We start from the raw sequence: 20216 nt of genomic DNA on the forward strand, positions 1-20216 counted from the left end.
AATGATTAGATTTTAAATCTAGTCATTGCTTTATCCATCACCTCTTGATTACACCTATATATCTTATTGTTACTCTTTCACTTGAATGATTGAATATATCAATTATAATAATGGCTATATTCTTTGTCGGCACGTACAAATATAAAACTAATGTTTTTTAATTGATAAGGTGAAACTTTAATTAGCCCTCACCAATTGGGCTTTTATGGGTAGTCCGCCACCTAACTTCTCTTTGCTCCCGCTGAATTTTTTAGGGTCTTACTGCCCTGCAAATAGCAGGATAAATGCAATCAATATTCATACGTTATAATAGTACCAGTAGTATCAGTAGTACCACTAAAACCATCAAAACAGTTAGAGCAACCACCACAACCTCCACAACCTCCACAACCTCCGCAACCAAAACAACCGAAGCAACCAATACAACGGAATCCACCACAACGGAATCCGCCACAACGACCTCCACCACAACCACCACAACGACCACAACCGCCACAGCGACGAGCAGCATCTTCAATATAGTAATATGGATATTGGTTTTGCTGGTCCCAATAGACAATATTTCCAGACCGGTAATCATTAAGACTTAACGCTTGTAGTTCTTGTTGAAACTGATTCATTTTCATAACCTCCGTTTATAAAATACAACCTCATTGATGCTTCCCTATATTTCTGTTCGTTACATCTAAGTAAAAATAGCGCTATAAACTAAGTTCAATACGTACACCAACAAAGTATGACTTATCACTAAATGATGCACCTTGTTCATATACCTATTTTTGCTATGGGCTCATTTTTATAAAGTGAAACTTTAATCAGTGGGGGGAAGTTCATCCCCCGCTGATTATTAGCCCTCACCAATCAGGCTTTTACGAACAGCCCGTTAATGCGGAATAAATAAAAATTAAAAAATATGAATTCTAGCGTCATATCTTCATACCTACTAAATTCAATTAATTTCTCAATAATTATGTTGCCATATCCTATATATTTTCGTCTGCCGCTTAGATTTTTCTGTACTGTAAATGCCTTTCGCTATAACACCTCCAAGTAACCGGTTTCTATGACGGATAAGAAATTCCTACAAAGAAAAAAGCCCTTATTAGGGCTTTTCATTCTATTTCTCCAGCAAAACTCTCTATGAAATTCCTAATAGAAAAAAGACACACTTAGATTGATGCGTCTTTTTGTGATGCCTCTTTTGTGAAATCATATAAAGCAATTGCGCCTAAAAGAACAAGTATACCTTGAGGAACATCTAGCAAAATAGTTTTCCAAATTTCTGGAATTACCCATTTAATATCTGCTGCTGTTTCAAGATATGTTTGGAAATAGCTGATTGTAAAATTAATTATCCCTAAAAATACAAACAACGATAAACCAAATCGAATTAATTTCTTATTTGTAAACATATAACACCTCTCAAAATTCATTGGATATTCCTGCTTTTGCTTCTTTATATTTCCATATCTTTATATCTAATTTTAACACATAAAGAACTCAAAAAAATACGATATGCATATTTGCATATCGCATTAACAACACTCCATGATAATTTAGAAATTCCTGCAAAGAAAAAACAACTCGGTTACAGCTAACAGCTCGGGTTTCTTTTCTTATTTAACTTCATACCACCAACATTTACGTTCTTTGATTGTAAAATAAATGTGACAGAAGTTTATCCAGTTAATACGTAGACAAGTAAATGAGCTAAATTATCGATATTCTATTTCGCCATTTCCGTAGCACTAATGACTTTACGCAAATTTGACAAGAAAAAATATATAGATAGGTATGATCCATACCTATCTATAACATTACTTCTATTCTTTATCCAATTACGTCTTTTACGTCTGTATCCACTGGCCACTTTTCTAATGTATAAGCCATTTCCCAAAATGAATATTCATATTGACTGCTAATAATAAAATGCTGTTTCATACGTTTGCGGTCTGCCTCTGTTACTTTTTCAGCGATAGTATCTAAACGTGTAATTTGTTCTTCAACTAGCGTACGGAACCAATCAGATCCATAAGCAGAAATCCATTCGTTATAAATTGGCTCTTCCGGCTGGCACTCTTTTAAGTGTTCGCCAATTTCATAATACAACCAATAGCAAGGTAAAATTGCTGCAATGATATCTCCTAAATGCCCTTCATACGCAGCACGATACATATGTGAAGTATACGCATATGCAGTTGGCGCAGGAATAAAATTATCTTTTTCTTCTTTTGTTATCCCTAGCTTTTTAGCAAAATTCTCATGTAAAGATAACTCGGCCTCATATGTATTTTGAGCATGATGTGCCATACGAGCTGTCGTCTCTAATTCAAGAGCTTTTGCAGCTCCTAAAGTTTGTACTCTAGCAAAATGACTCAAATAATATGAATCTTGAAGCACATAATAGCGAAAACTAGCTAAATCTAATGTTCCTTCACCAAGTTTTTTTACAAAAGGATGGTTAAAACTCGCTTCCCAAATTGAATCTACTTCTTTACGTAATGATTGTGAAAAAGTCATTTAAATCCCTCCAATAATGTATAAAATATAAGTATTTATCCACAATTATTAAAGCTGTAAAATAAAAAAACTTTCTTTACAGGCGTAAAGAAAGTGAAATTGACAGTATTTATTTACTCATTAAATAGCAACGTCTTTCCCACTTCCCTACGCTGGCATTAACCAGATCAGGTACTAAGAGTCTCAAAATCACATTTGATCTCAGCCTATAAAAAGCTCCCCTAGTGGATAAATATTTTGTTTTTATAATGTATTCATCATAGCATACTTCGTGAAACTGTCAAAAGAATTAGTTATATAATCTCCTTAAAACCCTTCTTCATTTCTAACTTTTAATGATGTTTCAATAATCATATCTAATAGTTTGCTATAACTAATTCCCGCTGCTTCTGCACTTTTGGGCAATAGGCTTGATTGTGTCATCCCTGGTAATGTATTAATTTCCATTACATATGGAATGCCGTCCTTCACCATCATATCAACTCTTGCATAAACACTACATTTTAATGCTTTATAACAAGCCAGTGAAGCTTTATTTACACGTTCATTAATTTCTGCTGGAAGTTCGATAACTTCCTCAACTGTACTAGTATCATCATATTTTGCATTGTAATCAAAAAACTCGGCTGCATGTCGAATTGAAACTATAGGTAACTGTTTTCCATCCAGAATAGAACATGTAATTTCATCACCTTTTATATACTTCTCAATTACTACTTCAGAATCCCATTCGAATACAGTTTCTAGCATTGAGATCAATTCATTTTTATTGTAAACGATTTTCACCCCGACACTCGATCCGCCGGAGTTTGGTTTTACCACTAATGGAAATCCTAACTTATCTAACTCATCAAGATTTAGATCCTCCATTTTTGTAAGTTCAATCCAATCTGGTGTTTCTACACCTTCATAACGTAAAATCTTTTTCGAAATATTTTTATCCATACATATACTACTAGATAACATATTACTTCCGCTATAAGGAATCCCTAAACTCTCCAGTGTTCCTTGAACTGTCCCATCTTCTCCGTATTTTCCGTGTAATGCGAGCAATGCAAAGTCAATGTCTTTCGCTTTTTCAATTAAATCCATTTTTTCATTTAATGTAATTGGGACTATTTCATACTTATTTTTATCTAAATGAGCAATCATTTCATTCCCGGTCATAATTGAAACTTGTTTTTCAGACGATACCCCGCCCATAATAACACCGATTTTCATTTTCTCAACTCCAATTTTCATTTTTTAATGTATCACCAATTATTTTAATTCCCCGAACTATTTCTTCTTCTTTCAAGCGCGAAAACCCTAATCGGAAAGTGTTCGCTCCTTCTCCATCAGAGTAAAAAACATCTCCAGGTGAAAACGTAACGCCTTTCTCATAACACTTTTGTAAAAGTGTGCGGGCGTTCATATGCTCTTCTAGCTCTATAAATAAATGCAGTCCACCATCTCCAGTCATTCTTTTGAAAGGAATGTACTGGTTACATGCCCCGACAGCTAACTCATATTTTTTCTTATAAACAGATCTTGCCTTTTTTAAATATTTTTCAAAATATCCCTCATGTAAATATTGAAACAGAACAGCTTGATCTAGCGTAGATGTGTGAATCGTTCTTGCTCTTTTTACGCTTTCTAAATAATGAATCAGCTCTTTATCTGCAATAATCCAGCCTACACGTAAACCAGGGAAAAGTACCTTTGAAAAGCTACTAATATAAATCACATTATTGCCAGCTCCCGCAAAAGTTAATAATGGAGCTAAATGTGAACCTGAATAACGTAATTCTTCATTAAATCCGTCCTCTATAATAGGAACCTTGTATTTTGAGAATAACCTCATCAATTCCGTTCTTTTCTCTGAACTCGTAACAATACCGGTTGGATTATGATAAGAAGGAATTAAATAAGCAAAATCAAAATCTTTTTCACGCAAACTTTTTTCAACTTCATTCGTATCAATACCATCCTCATGCATATCAATCCCATGAACTTCAAGTCCATGTAAACGGAAAAGCTTACGTGCAGCGTGGTGAGTTGGATTCTCACAAATGACACGCCCGGATTTTTTTGATAAAGAAGAGAGTACAATATCCAACCCTTCTGTAAATCCATTTGTAATTAGAATATCTTTATTCGAAATGTCTACACCTTTCATTTCCATGTAATGAAGTAAATAATTCATTAACGGTCTATATCCCTTTGCATATCCGTAGTTCAATACGATGTCCCCTTCAATGGACATACGAGTAAGAAAAGCTCTTTTGAAATTTTCAACATCAAATAGCTTCTCATCCGGGGCTATACTATTAAAAACAATCATTCCCTTTTCCCAACGAACACCATGTTTCATTAAATCTAATTCGTCCGCTAATGCGGTCACTGTATTAAGTTTATTTTTCCAATCTATTTCAACAGACGAAGTGTTAGATATATCCACCTTCGCAACAAAGTTCCCTTTTCCTTTAACTGCATAAATGAGTCCTTCTTGCTCTAAATCTGCATAAGCAGCGAGTACAGTGTTTCTACTCACACTTAGTAATTCACTTAGTTCCCTTGTTGATGGGATTTTTTGATCCCCGAGCAAATGCCCTTTCATAATCATCTTTTTCAAATAGTCTTTTAATTGAATATAAACGGGACGATCTTTAACAACTTTAAAATCCTTAAACAATTCCTTACCCCCTGCAATCATTTTTGCATATTTATTTCATTCTCAAAAGGTCCACGACATATGTATTTTTTATAAAGGGCGGTACGGTCTTACAAATCTTTTCGATATAAGTTAATTACATCTTTTAAAGCTGCAGCTGCAGCGCCTCGTGGATTAGAAGCCCCACCAATTGTAGTAACTTGTCCCATCGTATCTGTAAAGAATGTAATTCCTTTTTCGGTCCCATTTACATTTGCTAACGGATGATCTTTTTCTATTTCGCACGGTTCAACATTTAAATTCACATTGCCACGCTCATCCTTATATATTGATGCTATTAATTTAATAATTTTATGTTGTTCCTTAGCGTTTTGTATTTGCTGTTTTGTAACGTGCTCAATTCCTTTTATATGTATATCAGTAAGTGTTTTCTCTGTTTCCATTAAGCTGTTAGTCAAAAGTAACAATTTACACGCACTATCTGAACCACTTATATCTAATATAGGGTTTGTCTCAGCAATCCCTTTATTTTGTGCTTCTTTCAGCGCTTCTTCAAATGTCATATCTTCCTCATACATTTTCGTAAGAATATAATTAGTTGTTCCATTTAATATTCCTTCTATTTTATCAATACTGCAACCGGCTAAACTAAATTGTCCGATATCTAGTGTCGGCAGTGCAGCGGCTGTTGCACCGCTATATCGAATTCGTACATTTGCGCCTCTTGCTGCTTCATTTATTTCTCTCCAGTTTGTAACGAGCGCACCTTTAGAAATTGCTACTATATCCATCTGTTTCTCAATCGCTTGTTTCATATATTGTTTCCCTGGATTTCCATCTTTAAGATTTGTAACCGTTGATTCTACCAATACAGTACCACTTATGCTAGTTATTGCACGTTCCTTCGGATGATACTCTAAATATTTTTCAATTGCAGCGGTACCGCCACCATACATCAATAAATGATGAAGAGATAAGCCTTCTTCATTATGTATTGCAATATTTCTCCCTAATACGCCACTTACAACTAATTGAATCCCATATGTTTCATATATATATGAATATTTTTCATTTAATAATTTTATAAACTCTCTGCCTACTGTTCCGTATCCTGATAATACAACTTGAATTTTCATAATATCCCCCCATATTTTTCTACCAAATCCCTCTTTCAATATAATATAAAGCGCTCTCGAATTCCATCGAGAGCGCTTTATTATTACCTATTTCGGTAAACGTGATAGCTTTTCAGCAATTGTTCTATAAAACTCTTGAATGCTAGAAAAACCTAACGAGTCTGAAACACTTAACCCTACCATGTCGAGATGGTCCCAATTCGCTTTCGTTTCGATATGATTCCATTTTCCAACCTGTAATGACTCATTATTATTTACAGCAACATTAGAAGATGGTGCAATCATGGAATTTGTATTTACTACACCATCATTTTGCCACCAAGAAGTATCAACTAGCGGACGGTTTTCTTCATATCTCGCATAAGAACCTAAGAAAAATGCATTTCCCATTAACACTTTATTCATCGTTATATGAGGCAAATGTAAACCTGTTATAGGTGCTGCTTGTGATGCATGTCCACTATAGGATAAATAATACACATCTGGTTGCGTCTTTACCCAATTATTTAACTCCTTTGCACCATCTGTACTTAAATCCCACTGACTTATATCTTTTGTATTTTTCCAAAGTGAACTATTTAGAATACGATTACTATATTGGAAAAAGGACTCTCCAGCATTCTTCTTTATACCCCATTGATCCAATTTAAAATCATATAACGATAAATTATTGTTTCCTCCAAAGCTTGCAGCTGTAATGAGTAAATCTTTAACGAACGGTAGCAGAAGACTCCCATCCGCAAGTGTTGTACCGTTGTGAGGGGTTGCTAATGTTGTAACACTATGAACATATGATTTTCCGCTTTCAAATAGTGGTGATATTTTGGTGTTTGGGTGATTTTTCACATAATTCTTTTCTTCAAAACTACCTTCTTTTAATAGCTGTACTAATGTTCTAATCGTTTGTCCACCCATGCTATGTCCAACTAAATGAACTTTATTTGTTTCAGTCCAATTCGGTGCAAAACCACTATAAGTTCTGCCAAAACGATTATGTCCATGTTTCTCAGCATGTACGGCACCATAGTCTACTGTCCCACCGTTAATTTGTGCATACAATTCACATGCACGATCCCAGTTACTAGAAACAGGTCCAACAGCTGCGGTATGTACCATATAACCATTTCGTTTCAAATCTTCCTGTATATCATGAACACCACCCCAATATTTTACGCCCAGCATTTCTTCCCTACCCCATCCAGCAAATCCATTCACCAATATGATAGGATAATTATTTTGTTGCCTTTCTTCAGCGTATGATATTTTCGCTGCGAATGAACATACGGTCACTAATGCGAAAAAACATATTTTTAAAAATAACTTCCCCATACTTTCTCCCCCTAATAAAACGTTTACATTTTTCTTTTTTAAAAATTTAACAGAATACTTTAACAACTTAAACATAATGTAAAGTATTTTATATACGTTGTATATATAGAAAACATATACAAATGTTGATAAATATTAATTCAAGTGAACATTTACTTTTTACAATATAACTTGTAAATCTGTTTATTTGAATTTATAATTAGATATAGTTTCCTCATGTTAAAAAAATTTAAAAACCATAAGAAAACTAATCTCATTGCTTCAAAAAGGAGGAAAAAGCATGCAAATCGGATCAAATATTCATACATTATCTCAACCTACTAAAATAACTCCATCTACTCTTGAGCATAATACTATCTCTTCTACTAAACTTGAAAGTACGAAAGTAAATGATCCTATCAAGTTTGATATTCGTTCATCTGAAAAAGAAATGAAACAGCCTGAGCATAAATTTAATGAATTAGATTTATGGAAGATGTTAAAGGATAAAGGCGTTCCTTTATGGATCATCCTTGAAATGCTACAAAAGGCTCGTAAAGAAAAAGAAGCCCAAAATAATTCAGTTCAAAATTCAAATGGGATTGAGGAAACGAGTGAGACTCGATTAAATGAAGTAATGTAATCTTGTTATATGAATGTTTTATAAGACAAGCACCACTCCTCACAAATAGTGGGATAAACTAAAAAGAGTTCAAAGTTGATAGAACCATTATCAACTTTGAACTCTTTTTTAAGATTTGCCTCCAATCGTTACAAACTGAACTGATCCTTCCCCTTTAAAACCTTCAATTAACTTTCTTACTTTTACTTTTTCATTAATCAACGTATTATCTGTCGATATTTTAGGGTTTTCATCACCTAATGACTTTTTCAAGTGTAGAAGTTGCATATTCGTTTCAGTTGCCCTTATTTCTTTATACACACTATTTCTCGCCACAATAATATACCATAGTGCTCCATAGTCACGTTTATTGCCAAGCCAAGCATCATTACCATATGTAACAGGTATCTTGCTTCCTTCTATTTCAATACTTTTTATATTCTTTTCTTCTTCATTTATAAATAATAGGGAACTTTCTTTTGGAAAATCCGGCAACGTATCTAACGTTTTAGAAAGGGATGATTGATCACGTTTACGAAAAATCTTTGCATTCATCATCTCTTGTGCAGTAGATTCATTTATTATCAGAACCCTTTTTTGGTCGAATCTACCTGTTTTCACTGCAAAAGCTTCCTGTTCTTTCGTGTTTTCCTTATAACGATTCATAATTGCTCCAGTATGATTCTCATCTCCAATGATTAATACACCGTTAGCTGGAAATCTGTTTTCATTTTTAGAGCATGCACCTACACTTAATAACAATAATATACTTAATATGAAAATAGATAATTGTTTTTTCATCACAGTTCCTTTCATAACTCAAATTGGTTTTTACATGCTTTTCTGCAAGCATACTTACTCATATTCTCTACTGTTCCATCGTTTTATAAAGCTTTTGTAAATAACGCCAACGAGTTATAAAGAAATATAAAACTTGTATACACATAAATGAAATTAAAATGACGATAGAGCTATTTAGAATAGAAAAATCGACTAATTGTTGTAATGCCATATAAGCGACTACAGTATGTATTACTGCAACGACAATCGGTAAGAAAAACATTAATAATAACTGTCTCGTTACGACTTTCTTTAACTCCCGTTTACTTAACCCCATTTTCGAAATCATTTTATACTGCTGTTGATCGCGGTCCAAATCAGTATATAATCGAAAATAAATAAAACTAGCAGCAAATGTGAAGAAAACAATTCCGACTAAAACACTAGCCATAAGTAATAATCCATTCGTTTGTTTTGCACTTAACAACTCTATAGTTAGAGCTCTAAATTCAAAATGTATATCTCTAGGATCTTGATTAAATATATTATTTAATTGGTTTGAAACCTCTTTCGTTTTTATCCAATCATCTACAACAAATCCGTAAGTACGATATTGAATAATATCTTCATTATCTGGACCACTATTCAGTGGAATTCCATCATATACATAATCTTGAATAGCAATATATATTCCTTCCGTATCATGAGGTAAAACTAAATTATCGACAGTTTTTTTTACATGAAATGTCTTTGTCCAATCGCCTTGAATGACTTCAATATTCTTCTTATAATCACCATTTTTAAATTCTTGTTTTTGTGATACCATTCCAGGAATTAATAACATTTCATCTTCTTTTTCAATCGTTTCTTGTTGATACCCTAGCGCTCTCGCAAGTTCGTTATATTCACTTAATTTCATTACATATACATTACTTTCTGTATATATATATGAAGATGAAGCCATTCGATACGGAATATTAGCATCAGCCAGATGGTTTTTTATAATAGAGAGATGTTTATCCGCTATTTTGTTGTTTTCAGGAGCCATGTATAGTAATGTATACGGATTCGTCATCCTTACTAAATCTTTATTTCCAAGAGCAGCTGTCGTGCCAATTGCTGTAAAAGCAACTGCTGAAATAATAGATACTATAAAAAACATCGTTGCATTATCTTTCATACGATAAATTAATTCTGAAAATGTTAGTATATTTGTTCTCTTTAAAAAGAAAGTTTCTCTCCTTTTAGCAAGATGCAATATATAAACGCTACACTGTGTATATAAAAAGTACGTTCCAATAATCACCAGGAATACTCCTATTCCTAGCACAATAAAACTATGATTTGGGATAAAGCGAAATACTAAAATATAGCCATACCCTATACTAAATAAAGAAAAAATTGATAATAAAATTGACGATTTTGGTTCAGGTTTTGGCTTTTCTCCTGCTTGAATCAGTTCCACAAGCTCTGTAACTTTTATCATTTTAAATGTTACTAGCGAAACAATTAAAAATAAGAACAGAAATGTAATGATTGTTAATAATACAGCCTGTACTGGTATATAAAAAGGCAAGCCGTTACTAATCATTAATACACTTGCGCTTATTAATAAAACTAGTTTAGAAAATATGAGTCCAATAAGAATACCTATACATATTGAACCAAAACCAATTAACATATTTTCAATTAACAATAACTTTTTAAGCTGTCTCATTGACATACCTTGCATCATTAAAATGCCAAATTCTTTCTTACGCATTTTTAAAAATGAACTAACTGAATATAAAATGAAGAAAAATGAAAATACAAATATCAACCCTTGTGAAACTTTAAATCCTAATGTACCAAATGCACTGATTGTTGTACTTGTCGATTTCAACTCCCCTTGTAGATCAGGATGAAATAATAAAAGTGCATACGTAAAGAAAATCATAATTGAAAATGCACTACTTAAAAAATGACCTGCATATGTACGCTTATTACGAAAAATATTATTAAATGCGAACTGACGAAAAGTCATGCCTTTTCCCTCCTAACAAAGAAAGAACATCCATAATCTTTTGATAAAAGGCTTGTCTGCTTTCACCACAATAAATTTCGTTATATAGTTGACCATCTTTAATAAAGATTACTCGGCTGCAAAAGCTCGCTGCATACGGATCATGTGTAACTAACATCATCGTAGCTTTTTCTTCTTTATTTAGAGTATCAAGCATCTCCATTACATCATTTGAAGATTTAGAGTCTAAATTCCCTGTAGGTTCATCTGCAAGTAATAATTGCGGCTTATGAACGATTGCGCGAGCGATTGCTGTTCTTTGAGCTTGTCCCCCTGATATTTCAAACGTTCTTTTACTCAATATATCAGTAATGTTTAACTTCTCTGCAATCTCTTCCACTCGTTTATTCATTTCTCGGACGGAAACACCATCTAAAGTCATCGGCAATACGATGTTTTCTTTTACAGTAAGTGTGCTAAGAAGATTAAATGATTGAAATACAAATCCTAATTGTTTTCTGCGGAATAACGCTAATTCTTCTGATGATAATTGAAAAGGATTTGTGCCATTAATAAATATTTCTCCCGATGATGGAGAATCAATAGTAGATACCATATTTAATAACGTTGTTTTCCCACTACCTGACGGGCCCATAATTCCTACAAATTCACCTTCTTGAATTGATAAATCAATATCTACTAATGCTTTATAAGGTACTTTCCCTTTATATACTTTACTAATACTATTTGCCTGCAAAATTTCCATTTATATTCTCCCTTCATTTCCACTGCTCACTATAGAGTGTAAATGAATTGTCTTACAGCTCATATTGATTCATCTTTCATTTATCTTACACGCTTGTAAGATTTCTAAAAAAACTGATAACAAACCTATTTTCAATCTATAAACAAAGTATATCTATCTTATAATATTTGCATATTGGTTTGAATTACAATGCTATTTTCTAATCTTTATTTTATTAATATGAAAAGACCGATTTTTTTATCGGTCTTTTTACTTTCAAATATTATATTTTAACTGTTGTATGTAGTTGAAGCATATTTGAGTTACCTATTAAATACTATTTCACTTTATAATAACCTCTGCAAAAAAATGAGCGCTTCGGTTTCATTGCAATCAAAAACGAATTGTAAATATCTGAGGCGGAAATGAATGTGTTTATCCAACATATAAATAATAAAATTGATTTAATATTTCCTGATACAAAGAATGAGATCATGGCAGGAACTACTGATAATACAATAATAGGCAAGCTCATAAAGACCCAAAATCTCGTTTTAGATAAGACTGCATTTGTATTTAACCAAAAAAATCTTTTACTAAATGTTAAGCTAATATCCCCTTTTTTACTTATTACTAAAATGTGTAGACATTCGTGAATGATGAAGACTAAGATACCTATTATGATAAGATAAAATATATTAATATGAGTGAAACCTGTTTCAAAAAAATAAGGTATTATAAAAATGATTATCTGAAGTAAATATACAAACTTCATATAATGTTTTCGGTACCAATTATTCTGTATAAAAGGAGTCCATTCTGAAAAATCCATACTTATTTGTGGCAAGTGACGAAACCAAATTATAATATGTGTTCCCCTCCCTCATTTAAACTAATTCCTGGCTTAAAGATTTAATCTACTAGCACTCAACCGTAAGTTTTATATGTAGCTCTTTAATAGACTTACCAGCAATTTTTGTTGACTAAGACTAAATGCTTCTTTATACCGCCCACTTTTCTTTTCCCTTCCATTTTTTAAGTAATTGATTTGTAGAATGATTTGAGTAAGAAATTTGTATTATCATTGATACATAAATTCGACAAAATATTCCAATCACCTTTTCATAAATGATTTTCAACTGGATATCCCATGTACAGCTTGATTTCCCTATTTTGTTGAAAAGCAATTCCTTCAAGAAGTCATTACAATTGTGCCTTTCTTATGTCAGCAGGTATAAAGTGAAACTTTAATCAGTGGGGGTTTTACTGCCCGTTAATGCGGGATAAAATGAATATAAAAAAGCTTAGAGTTTTAGCTCTAAGCTTTTTTATGATTTCGTATTAATTCCTTTTACAGAGCAATATTTTTTATCCATTCAGATTTATTCAATACATAATGATTATATAGTTGATTTTCTATCTTCTGTTCACTCAAATAAATAAACCCGCATTTTTTAATAACTTTATTTGATGGTACATTGTTAATTAAAGCAATTGCGTTGAGGACATTTAAATTTGTTTCTTTAAACAAATAGTCAATTAAACCTTTAGTCGCTTTTGTAGCATAGCCATGATTTTGATGTTCATTTGAGATAGCATACATTATCTCTCTGTTTGGTGAAGGAAGTTCTTCTTTCATGCCTGTGCAGCACCATCCAATGCATTCATTTGTAGCTTTCTTAAATATTCCTAGCTTTAACATATGATTATCTATGTTGTTCGTAGTTTTCACTGCCTCAAGAAATGCTTGGTTTGCTGGTATTTCGTAATTTGCAATCCAATCCATCCTTTGTTCTTTTGTTGATTTCCAGTCTGGTAAAAACTTTTCTATTTCTGGTTGATTTGCTATTTTATAAATACTCTCTGCATCTTTGACCATAAACTCTTGCAAGTATATATCTCCACAATCTATTCTAAATAACTTAGTCAAACTCTCTTCTCCCATATTAATCCCCCTTACTTACGTTATAGCGCCTTAATCTGCTTCGTAAGTTCTATAAATCGTTCATCAAGTTCTTTATATTCTTTGTCGTTAGAAGTTAAAAAGCTTAATTTTCCTAATACTTCTTGTCTCTCTGTTTCTAACGTTAAACGTAGCTCTTCAATATCATCTCTTGTTTTAGTAGGTTCTTCTAGCTGCTTTTGTATCGTATTGTTTGAAAACACGAGTTTTGTGTTAGTTGTTTTCTCCAGAAAATATCGATCGTGAGATACAATTACTAATGTTCCGTTATACTCAGCTAATGTATTTTCAAGTTGTTCACGTGAAGGTAGATCCAAGTGATTCGTCGGTTCGTCTAAAATGAGTACATCTTTTTCATCTAAAATATAAGCCATTAGCTTACATTTTACTCTTTCTCCCATACTCATATGCTCAATCGGCTCTTTCCATTGAGACGCTTGGAATCCTAAATGTTTCATTAAATTTTGGACTTTTCCTCTTTCTTCAAACGTCTCTTTAAAAAATAAATTTTCTGGTGTTTTATCAAGCGGTAAATCAAAAACTTCTTGTGTTAAATAGCCGATGTTTGCAGATGGTGAAATCCATATTTCTCCTTCAGCAGTTTCGTTTCCCATAATCATCTTCAGTAATGTTGTTTTCCCACTACCGTTTGGTCCAACAATCGCAACTTTCTCACCGTGCTGAATTGTAAAATTAACGTTTTCAAATAATACTTTCCCATGAAAGTCTTTTTTTAATTGCTTCACTTCTAAAAAGCGTTTTCCTACTTTTTTGTTCGCTTGAATAGAAAACTCAACTGAATATTCTTCTTTCACACGTTCTACTTTCGTTTTCTCCAGCTCTTTTTCGAGTCGTTTTCGTTTTGACTTCACTTGCGCATCCATTCGCTTCGCTTTTACACGATAGAATTCTTTCACACCTTCTTGTTTTGTAGACTGCGCATGTGCCTTTTGTGACCATGAACTCAATTCTTTTATATGTGTTTCTACTTGTTCTATCTTTTTTTGCTGCTTTTCATATTCACGCTGCTGCGACTTCCTTCTTTGCTCACGTACTTTCATGTAGCTCGTATAATTACCACTATGCTCAATTAATTTTTTTTCCTCAATTGACCATATTTTTGTTGCGACAACATCTAAAAAATATCGGTCATGCGATACAACAATAACAGTACCTTTCATCTTTTTTATTTGTTTAATGAGAAATCCCGTACTGATCTCATCTAAATGATTTGTCGGTTCGTCTAATATTAAGACATTAGGATTTTCGGCAAATCCTTTTGCTAATCGAATTTTCAGCTTTTCACCACCACTTAAAGTATGAAAATCGTTCGTTGGCACGCCCCATTTCGCAAGAAGTTCTGCTTCTTGCGAAATCACATTATTACTAATAAAAGATTCTATTTCTTGCTCAACATATGCGGTTTTCATATTCATTTGCTGCCATTCAACAATCCCTTTTGAAGGCTCAATCTTTCCATTTATTAATTGAAGTAACGTTGATTTACCAGCACCATTTTTACCAATTAATCCGATAACATCCCCTTGTTTCACTGCTACATTCATTTTTTCTAACAAAGTATTTTCCATTATTTCAACGTAAACATCATTTAATTTTAAAATTTCTTTCATATTACCGATCCCTTTCATTAAGGGAGAACAAAAAAATCCTCCCAAAGTAATTTTGGCAGGATTAGTCGTTACATTATTTATACCCAAATAAGCTATTACGCAAATCAAATAGCAATACCGTTGTTTGGAATTGGGCAGACTAATCCTAATTTTTATAAATTGAAATTTATTTCATTTCAACATTTAAAAATAAGATTAGTTAATCATCGTCCACCCATCATTCCTTTCCGTCATTAATAACCATATTGTACCATACTAGTACTGTATGAGTAAATGCAATTATTTGTGCTGTTAAAAAGATCGCTTTCTTTTAGGCTTATTTATCATTTCTTAGCTTCATATTGAACAAGCACAAATTACATTGATTGTAATACGTCCTTTAGATTTCCCCAGTAGTAAACTTCTAAGCACTCTCTCTTATATAAATTTTATATAAAAACAAAATGTTATTCGTTACCCAATAACCACTTATTGTTTTTCGATAAATTTTTATTGATTATTCCCTTGTGATAAGCTATTATATCTTTACAGAAAATAATAATGTAAGGATTGAATTTATGGACAGGACATTAAAAATCACAAAGTTAAATATGTTTTTAAGGATTTTTCTCATCCCGATTATAGTAGGGATTATTGTTGGTATACTAACTAAATTGGGGCAAAGTATACTTCCTGGACACTGGAATTCATTAGCTAATCTAGGAAGCGTTTGGTTAGTTCCATCCTTTTTTGTGGCTAGCTTTAGTTATTCTAAGCGTTCAGCTATACTTTCTGGTATCCTTGCACTACTCGGTATGGTATTAGGCTACTATGGTTATGCAATAGTTATTAAAAATGTAGCTCACTCTATTTATTTTATATCTGTATGGATTGTATGTGCATGTATAGGAGGAACTATCTTTGGAATTGCAGGTTTTCTATGGAAAGATACTACAAATCCACTTCATAAATTCGGAAGCGCACTTTTAAGTGGAGTTTTTGTAACGGATGGACTTCACATTCTTTTAAATTTTGAACACTATAGTCACATGTTACCTGTTGGATATACCGAAGTCATAGTCGGGATTATCTTGATTCTTGTATTAGAACGCTCTAATGCTAATCGAATTTCTTCTTTCTTAATGATGGTTCCTATCACTATTTTAGGGTTAATTGGATATAAATTATTAAGTTTGTTTGTTTAATTACAATACTGTATCATGAAAAAATAAAAGACTAATTCTATTATAATCCACAAAAAATATCACGAATTTGAACATTATACTTATTCATATTAATACACTTATTCATAGGATGGATACATAAAGCTACCTCTTTCAAAGGGGTAGCTTTTTTCTTACAAAATCTATTTATCAATTTATTATTAAATCCTTCTAATTTAACACCCGTATTTATTAACGTGTCATTATACATACTAAGATGACCTTTTACTATTTCATATAATTGCTATAAAATAAGGCTAAAAAAACTTATCTCCAAAGTTCTTTAGCCTAGATCAATTATCTACACATTAAAAAATTTAATTCGTACAACGGTACCTTTACCAACTTCTGAATGAATCTCTACACTATGCCCTAATTGTTTTGTAATTTCATATACAAGATATAGCCCCATTCCTGTTGATTCTTTAAAATCTCTACCGTTTTCTCCTGTAAAGAAAGGTTTGAATACTCTTGGTAAATCTTGCTTCGGTATACCTACGCCATTATCAGCAATTTCAAGTATAACGGTATTATCTTCCTTACAAGCTTTCACTTTAATCTTTTCTCTACTACCTGATGAATACTTAATCGCATTCGATAGTATTTGTCCGATTAAAAATTGTAACCATTTCACATCACTTTCTACAGTAATGTCCTTATCAATTTCAAGCTCTGGATATACAAAATTCCGGATAAAGAATCGTTTATGTTCATGTACCGAATCATTCACTATTTTATGTAGTTGTACCCTTTCTACATAAAAGTCTTGTGTAAACGCTTCTAAACGTGCGACATACAGAGCCATTTCTAATCCCTTTTTTAATCGATCAGTTTCCTCATTTATACTTTCAAAACGTGAATCTACTTCATCCTGTGTAATTAATTCTATTACAGATAAAGGTGTTTTCATTTGATGGATCCACTGATTCATAAAGGTTAAATGGTCATTATTTTTTCTCTCTTGCATTTGCAGCTGATTTTGATAATGTCTATATTGCACCTCAAGTAGTTCTTGAAGAGCAGCCGATACAGCTGCAAAATCAGATTTTTGAACAGATTCATCCAAAGATTGCATCGGGTTTGCTAGGCGCTCATAAAAAGAACGATGTGTAAAATAACGAAACACTAAATAACTTCCCATAAAGAAAACACCTAGAAACATTGCATATAACGCCGTTGTAATATGATTATGCCCATCAAACCAATATACGAGAAATATAGCTAGTAGTTGAATTATGGTAAAGCAAATAAGTGGTATATGATCACGTATAAACAACCTTATCATTTTTCTATACCAGTATCCCAAGTAATATGCAATCTATATCCAACACTACGAATCGTTTCAATCGCACCTTCTATATGTAACGTTTGTAACTTTTTACGCACACGTGTTGTATTTACACTTAATGTATTATCATCAACATAAGATTCACTATCCCATAATTTATTAAGTAACACTTCTCTACTCACAACACGCGGATAATTTTTCATTAATGTCTCTAATAAAATAGCTTCGTTTCTCGTTATATCAATCTCGTCATTTCTAAGTTTCAATACAAGTCTTTCAGGATATAAACAAAGACCTTGTTGCTCAATCATTCGCTCTTCTAGTTTCGGTGCATAATCTCCATATGCACGTCTTAAATGACTACGAATTTTCGCTACTACAACTTCATAATGAAAAGGCTTCGGAATAAAATCATCGCCACCGTTTTCTAACGCCATAACTTGATCCATCGTGCCTTCACGGGCCGAAATGAATAGTATCGGACATGTTGAAACTCCGCGAATTTGACGACACCAAAAGTAACCATCAAAACTCGGTAAATTAATATCTAATAAAACTAACTCTGGTTGTTCTTCTAAAAAAATGTTTAATACATTTTGAAAGTCCGATACAATAACTCCTTGATAACCATATTTCGCAACATGTGTCGATAATAGTTCTGCAATTTTCATATCGTCTTCTACAATCATAATTTTGACCATTATTGAACTCCTTTTTAATCCACAATCTCAAATATACTTATATAAAATAAATACTACCTCTTTTCACAAAATCCGTAAATTAAAAAAAGGATGCTTTTATACAAAAGCATCCTTTTTCGTCCCTTATCTATTTAATATGAAATTTACTAAAAGTAAATCCTAGTTTCTCCACATAATCCATTCCTAGTTCCATACGCGCTGTTTTCAGCGGATCCACAACTTGGCAAACTTTTAAATTACCTGCTGCCGATAATAAAAGCGTTGCATCAGCTTTAGACATTGCTAATTCTTCATGTAAAAATGTCACCATATTACGTACAGCACGATTTGCTGCATCATCTAACAATTTCTCTGAAGCAATCGTCATCATTTTTTCTTTTTGAATAGCCATTGGTAATGGCCATTGTTTTCCTTTTATAATTTGAACTGTTACAGTTACCTCACCAGCAACCTCTACACCACTAACACCAATTTCACCATCACCCATTGCTGCGTGTAAATCACCTAATGCTAATAGTGCTCCTGGGACATTAACTGGTAGTAGTAATGTTGTTCCTTCTTTAATTTCTTTACAGTCCATATTCCCGCCGTGATCATGCGGTGTGCCACATGAAATGCTCTCTTCTTTCGGTGCAGTACCAATTACCCCAATCATTGGATTAATCAGGATTTGTAGTTCACTTGAAAACAAAACATATTCATTATGTATTGGGACAATTTTCACTGTATTTTCATTTAACTCATCACCCATTACACCAAGGTTTGCACCTGTAGTTAAAACGCCCTGCTCTGCAATTTCAATTTTTTCAATCGTTACGACTAATATATCGCCAGGTTCTGCTCCTTTAACATATACAGGTCCAGTCGCTGGATTAATTCGGTTCCAATCTAATTCTTGTAACACAACATCTTCAGAATCGATTTGATTTTCAAAGCAATCATATGTTTCAAATACAAGACTGCTCCCAATTTCTACTTCCATACACGGCTTATTTTCTGGTGACATTGAGTAAATGATATGGTCTTTATGAATTCGATACATAATACCTCTCCCTTTTATATTTATCTACTATTACTAATTAGCTTTTTTTATACAAGCTCCTCTTAAAATTAAATGTTATTTTTATGTAAAAAAGCACGCAGATTGTTTTATAACATACACTCTTTACTATAACAGAAAGGTGGTATCACTATGCCCCTTATTCCATACAACGAAAGTGATGTTGATTTACTAGCTCGATTAATTCGTGCTGAAGCTGAAGGCGAAGGTCGCCAAGGTGAGGAGTTAGTTGGATGCGTTGTAGTAAACCGTGTATTTTGTGATTGCTTAGATTTTAAACAACTCCGTACCGTACGAGACGCTGTATATCAAAGCCCCGGCGGATTTGAAGCAGTACAATATGGATATTTTTATCAACGCGCTCGTGAATCAGAAAAAGAAATCGCACGAAAAGTTTTACAAGGTCAATGGCGCTGGCCTGCACGATGGGCTCTTTGGTATTTCCGTCCAGTTGGAGCTTGTCCGCCTGAATGGTATAATCAGCCATTTGTAGGACAGTTTAAAAGCCATTGTTTTTATGAACCAAGTGGTGATGAATGTCCGAAAATGTATTCACGATAGTAAAATTTGCAACGCAAGTACTTAGAAATTTTGGTACTTGCGTT

General features: G+C 32.9%; 19 protein-coding genes, 1 pseudogene and 1 riboswitch. Of the genes and pseudogenes, 3 read left to right on the forward strand and 17 right to left on the reverse strand.

The genetic code is table 11. From position 1 onward, the window contains the following. Positions 1 to 5: 5 nt before the first annotated feature. From MRP26_RS16630 to MRP26_RS16665, 8 genes and pseudogenes are all read right to left on the reverse strand, one after another. Positions 6 to 136: pseudogene (locus tag MRP26_RS16630) on the reverse strand (site-specific integrase); the annotation flags it as partial. A gap of 154 nt (positions 137 to 290) precedes the next feature. Further along, a complete protein-coding gene (locus MRP26_RS16635; RefSeq protein ID WP_048564718.1) occupies positions 291 to 620 on the reverse strand; it encodes a heterocycloanthracin/sonorensin family bacteriocin in 330 nt (109 codons plus the stop codon). A 549-nt stretch (positions 621 to 1169) separates the two neighbouring features. Then, complete coding sequence (locus MRP26_RS16640) at positions 1170 to 1433, reverse strand: DUF3937 domain-containing protein (protein ID WP_002082716.1); 264 nt, start codon at positions 1431 to 1433, stop codon at positions 1170 to 1172. Between the two features lie 397 nt (positions 1434 to 1830). Beyond that, on the reverse strand, positions 1831 to 2520 hold the full coding sequence (gene tenA / locus MRP26_RS16645; protein ID WP_053564403.1) for a thiaminase II: 690 nt from the start codon (positions 2518 to 2520) through the stop codon (positions 1831 to 1833). 127 nt (positions 2521 to 2647) lie between these two features. Then, a riboswitch (TPP riboswitch) is annotated at positions 2648 to 2753 on the reverse strand. Positions 2754 to 2826: 73 nt separating this feature from the next. Beyond that, positions 2827 to 3741 (reverse strand): D-alanine--D-alanine ligase, encoded by a 915-nt coding sequence (locus MRP26_RS16650; RefSeq protein WP_003270605.1) that lies wholly within the window; start codon positions 3739 to 3741, stop codon positions 2827 to 2829. A 4-nt stretch (positions 3742 to 3745) separates the two neighbouring features. Continuing rightward, the gene (pdxR, locus tag MRP26_RS16655; protein WP_098852489.1) at positions 3746 to 5194 is read right to left on the reverse strand and encodes a MocR-like pyridoxine biosynthesis transcription factor PdxR; all 1449 of its coding nucleotides are present in this window, start codon (positions 5192 to 5194) and stop codon (positions 3746 to 3748) included. Positions 5195 to 5283: 89 nt separating this feature from the next. Continuing rightward, entirely contained in the window at positions 5284 to 6309 is a 1026-nt protein-coding gene (locus MRP26_RS16660) for a homoserine dehydrogenase (RefSeq protein WP_242806400.1), read from the reverse strand. 87 nt (positions 6310 to 6396) lie between these two features. Then, positions 6397 to 7638, reverse strand: a complete 1242-nt coding sequence (locus MRP26_RS16665; RefSeq protein WP_242806401.1) for an esterase/lipase family protein — start codon at positions 7636 to 7638, stop codon at positions 6397 to 6399. 280 nt (positions 7639 to 7918) lie between these two features. On the opposite strand from MRP26_RS16665, the gene MRP26_RS16670 reads away from it, so the two are divergent. Further along, the gene (locus MRP26_RS16670; protein ID WP_097856480.1) at positions 7919 to 8260 is read left to right on the forward strand and encodes a DUF3914 domain-containing protein; all 342 of its coding nucleotides are present in this window, start codon (positions 7919 to 7921) and stop codon (positions 8258 to 8260) included. Between the two features lie 108 nt (positions 8261 to 8368). Here the strand turns inward: MRP26_RS16670 and MRP26_RS16675 are convergent, their stop codons facing one another. From MRP26_RS16675 to abc-f, 6 genes are all read right to left on the reverse strand, one after another. Beyond that, a complete protein-coding gene (locus MRP26_RS16675; RefSeq protein WP_141548231.1) occupies positions 8369 to 9040 on the reverse strand; it encodes a lipoprotein BA_5634 family protein in 672 nt (223 codons plus the stop codon). Positions 9041 to 9107: 67 nt separating this feature from the next. Beyond that, entirely contained in the window at positions 9108 to 11042 is a 1935-nt protein-coding gene (locus tag MRP26_RS16680) for an ABC transporter permease (protein ID WP_197242449.1), read from the reverse strand. Continuing rightward, the gene (locus MRP26_RS16685) at positions 11017 to 11787 is read right to left on the reverse strand and encodes an ABC transporter ATP-binding protein (RefSeq protein WP_053564410.1); all 771 of its coding nucleotides are present in this window, start codon (positions 11785 to 11787) and stop codon (positions 11017 to 11019) included. The genes MRP26_RS16680 and MRP26_RS16685 overlap by 26 nt, the downstream gene beginning before the upstream one ends. 316 nt (positions 11788 to 12103) lie before the next feature. After that, complete coding sequence (locus MRP26_RS16690; RefSeq protein WP_078401160.1) at positions 12104 to 12598, reverse strand: DUF3267 domain-containing protein; 495 nt, start codon at positions 12596 to 12598, stop codon at positions 12104 to 12106. A 519-nt stretch (positions 12599 to 13117) separates the two neighbouring features. Next, positions 13118 to 13711 carry a GNAT family N-acetyltransferase gene (locus tag MRP26_RS16695; protein ID WP_023522041.1) on the reverse strand — a complete coding sequence of 198 codons (594 nt, stop codon included), beginning with the start codon at positions 13709 to 13711 and terminating at the stop codon, positions 13118 to 13120. Between the two features lie 20 nt (positions 13712 to 13731). Then, positions 13732 to 15360 carry a ribosomal protection-like ABC-F family protein gene (gene abc-f / locus MRP26_RS16700; RefSeq protein WP_242806402.1) on the reverse strand — a complete coding sequence of 543 codons (1629 nt, stop codon included), beginning with the start codon at positions 15358 to 15360 and terminating at the stop codon, positions 13732 to 13734. 557 nt (positions 15361 to 15917) lie between these two features. Here abc-f and MRP26_RS16705 point away from each other — a divergent pair. Beyond that, positions 15918 to 16544, forward strand: a complete 627-nt coding sequence (locus tag MRP26_RS16705) for a DUF6518 family protein (RefSeq protein WP_000376270.1) — start codon at positions 15918 to 15920, stop codon at positions 16542 to 16544. Positions 16545 to 16863: 319 nt separating this feature from the next. On the opposite strand, the gene MRP26_RS16710 is transcribed toward MRP26_RS16705, so the two are convergent. The 3 genes from MRP26_RS16710 to MRP26_RS16720 all read right to left on the reverse strand — a co-directional run bounded on the left by MRP26_RS16710 (position 16864) and on the right by MRP26_RS16720 (position 19593). Next, the gene (locus tag MRP26_RS16710) at positions 16864 to 17847 is read right to left on the reverse strand and encodes a sensor histidine kinase (RefSeq protein ID WP_053564412.1); all 984 of its coding nucleotides are present in this window, start codon (positions 17845 to 17847) and stop codon (positions 16864 to 16866) included. After that, positions 17844 to 18551: a response regulator transcription factor gene (locus MRP26_RS16715; RefSeq protein ID WP_000238996.1), complete on the reverse strand. Its 708-nt coding sequence runs from the start codon at positions 18549 to 18551 to the stop codon at positions 17844 to 17846. Before MRP26_RS16715 ends, MRP26_RS16710 begins: the two co-directional genes overlap by 4 nt. A 127-nt stretch (positions 18552 to 18678) precedes the next feature. Continuing rightward, positions 18679 to 19593, reverse strand: a complete 915-nt coding sequence (locus MRP26_RS16720; RefSeq protein ID WP_089171078.1) for an acetamidase/formamidase family protein — start codon at positions 19591 to 19593, stop codon at positions 18679 to 18681. Between the two features lie 150 nt (positions 19594 to 19743). Between MRP26_RS16720 and MRP26_RS16725 the strand changes: the two genes are divergently transcribed. Then, entirely contained in the window at positions 19744 to 20172 is a 429-nt protein-coding gene (locus MRP26_RS16725) for a cell wall hydrolase (RefSeq protein WP_001128402.1), read from the forward strand. Positions 20173 to 20216 lie beyond the last annotated feature (44 nt).

This window comes from Bacillus sp. CCB-MMP212 (assembly GCF_022748145.1).
GTDB lineage: Bacteria > Bacillota > Bacilli > Bacillales > Bacillaceae_G > Bacillus_A > Bacillus_A cereus.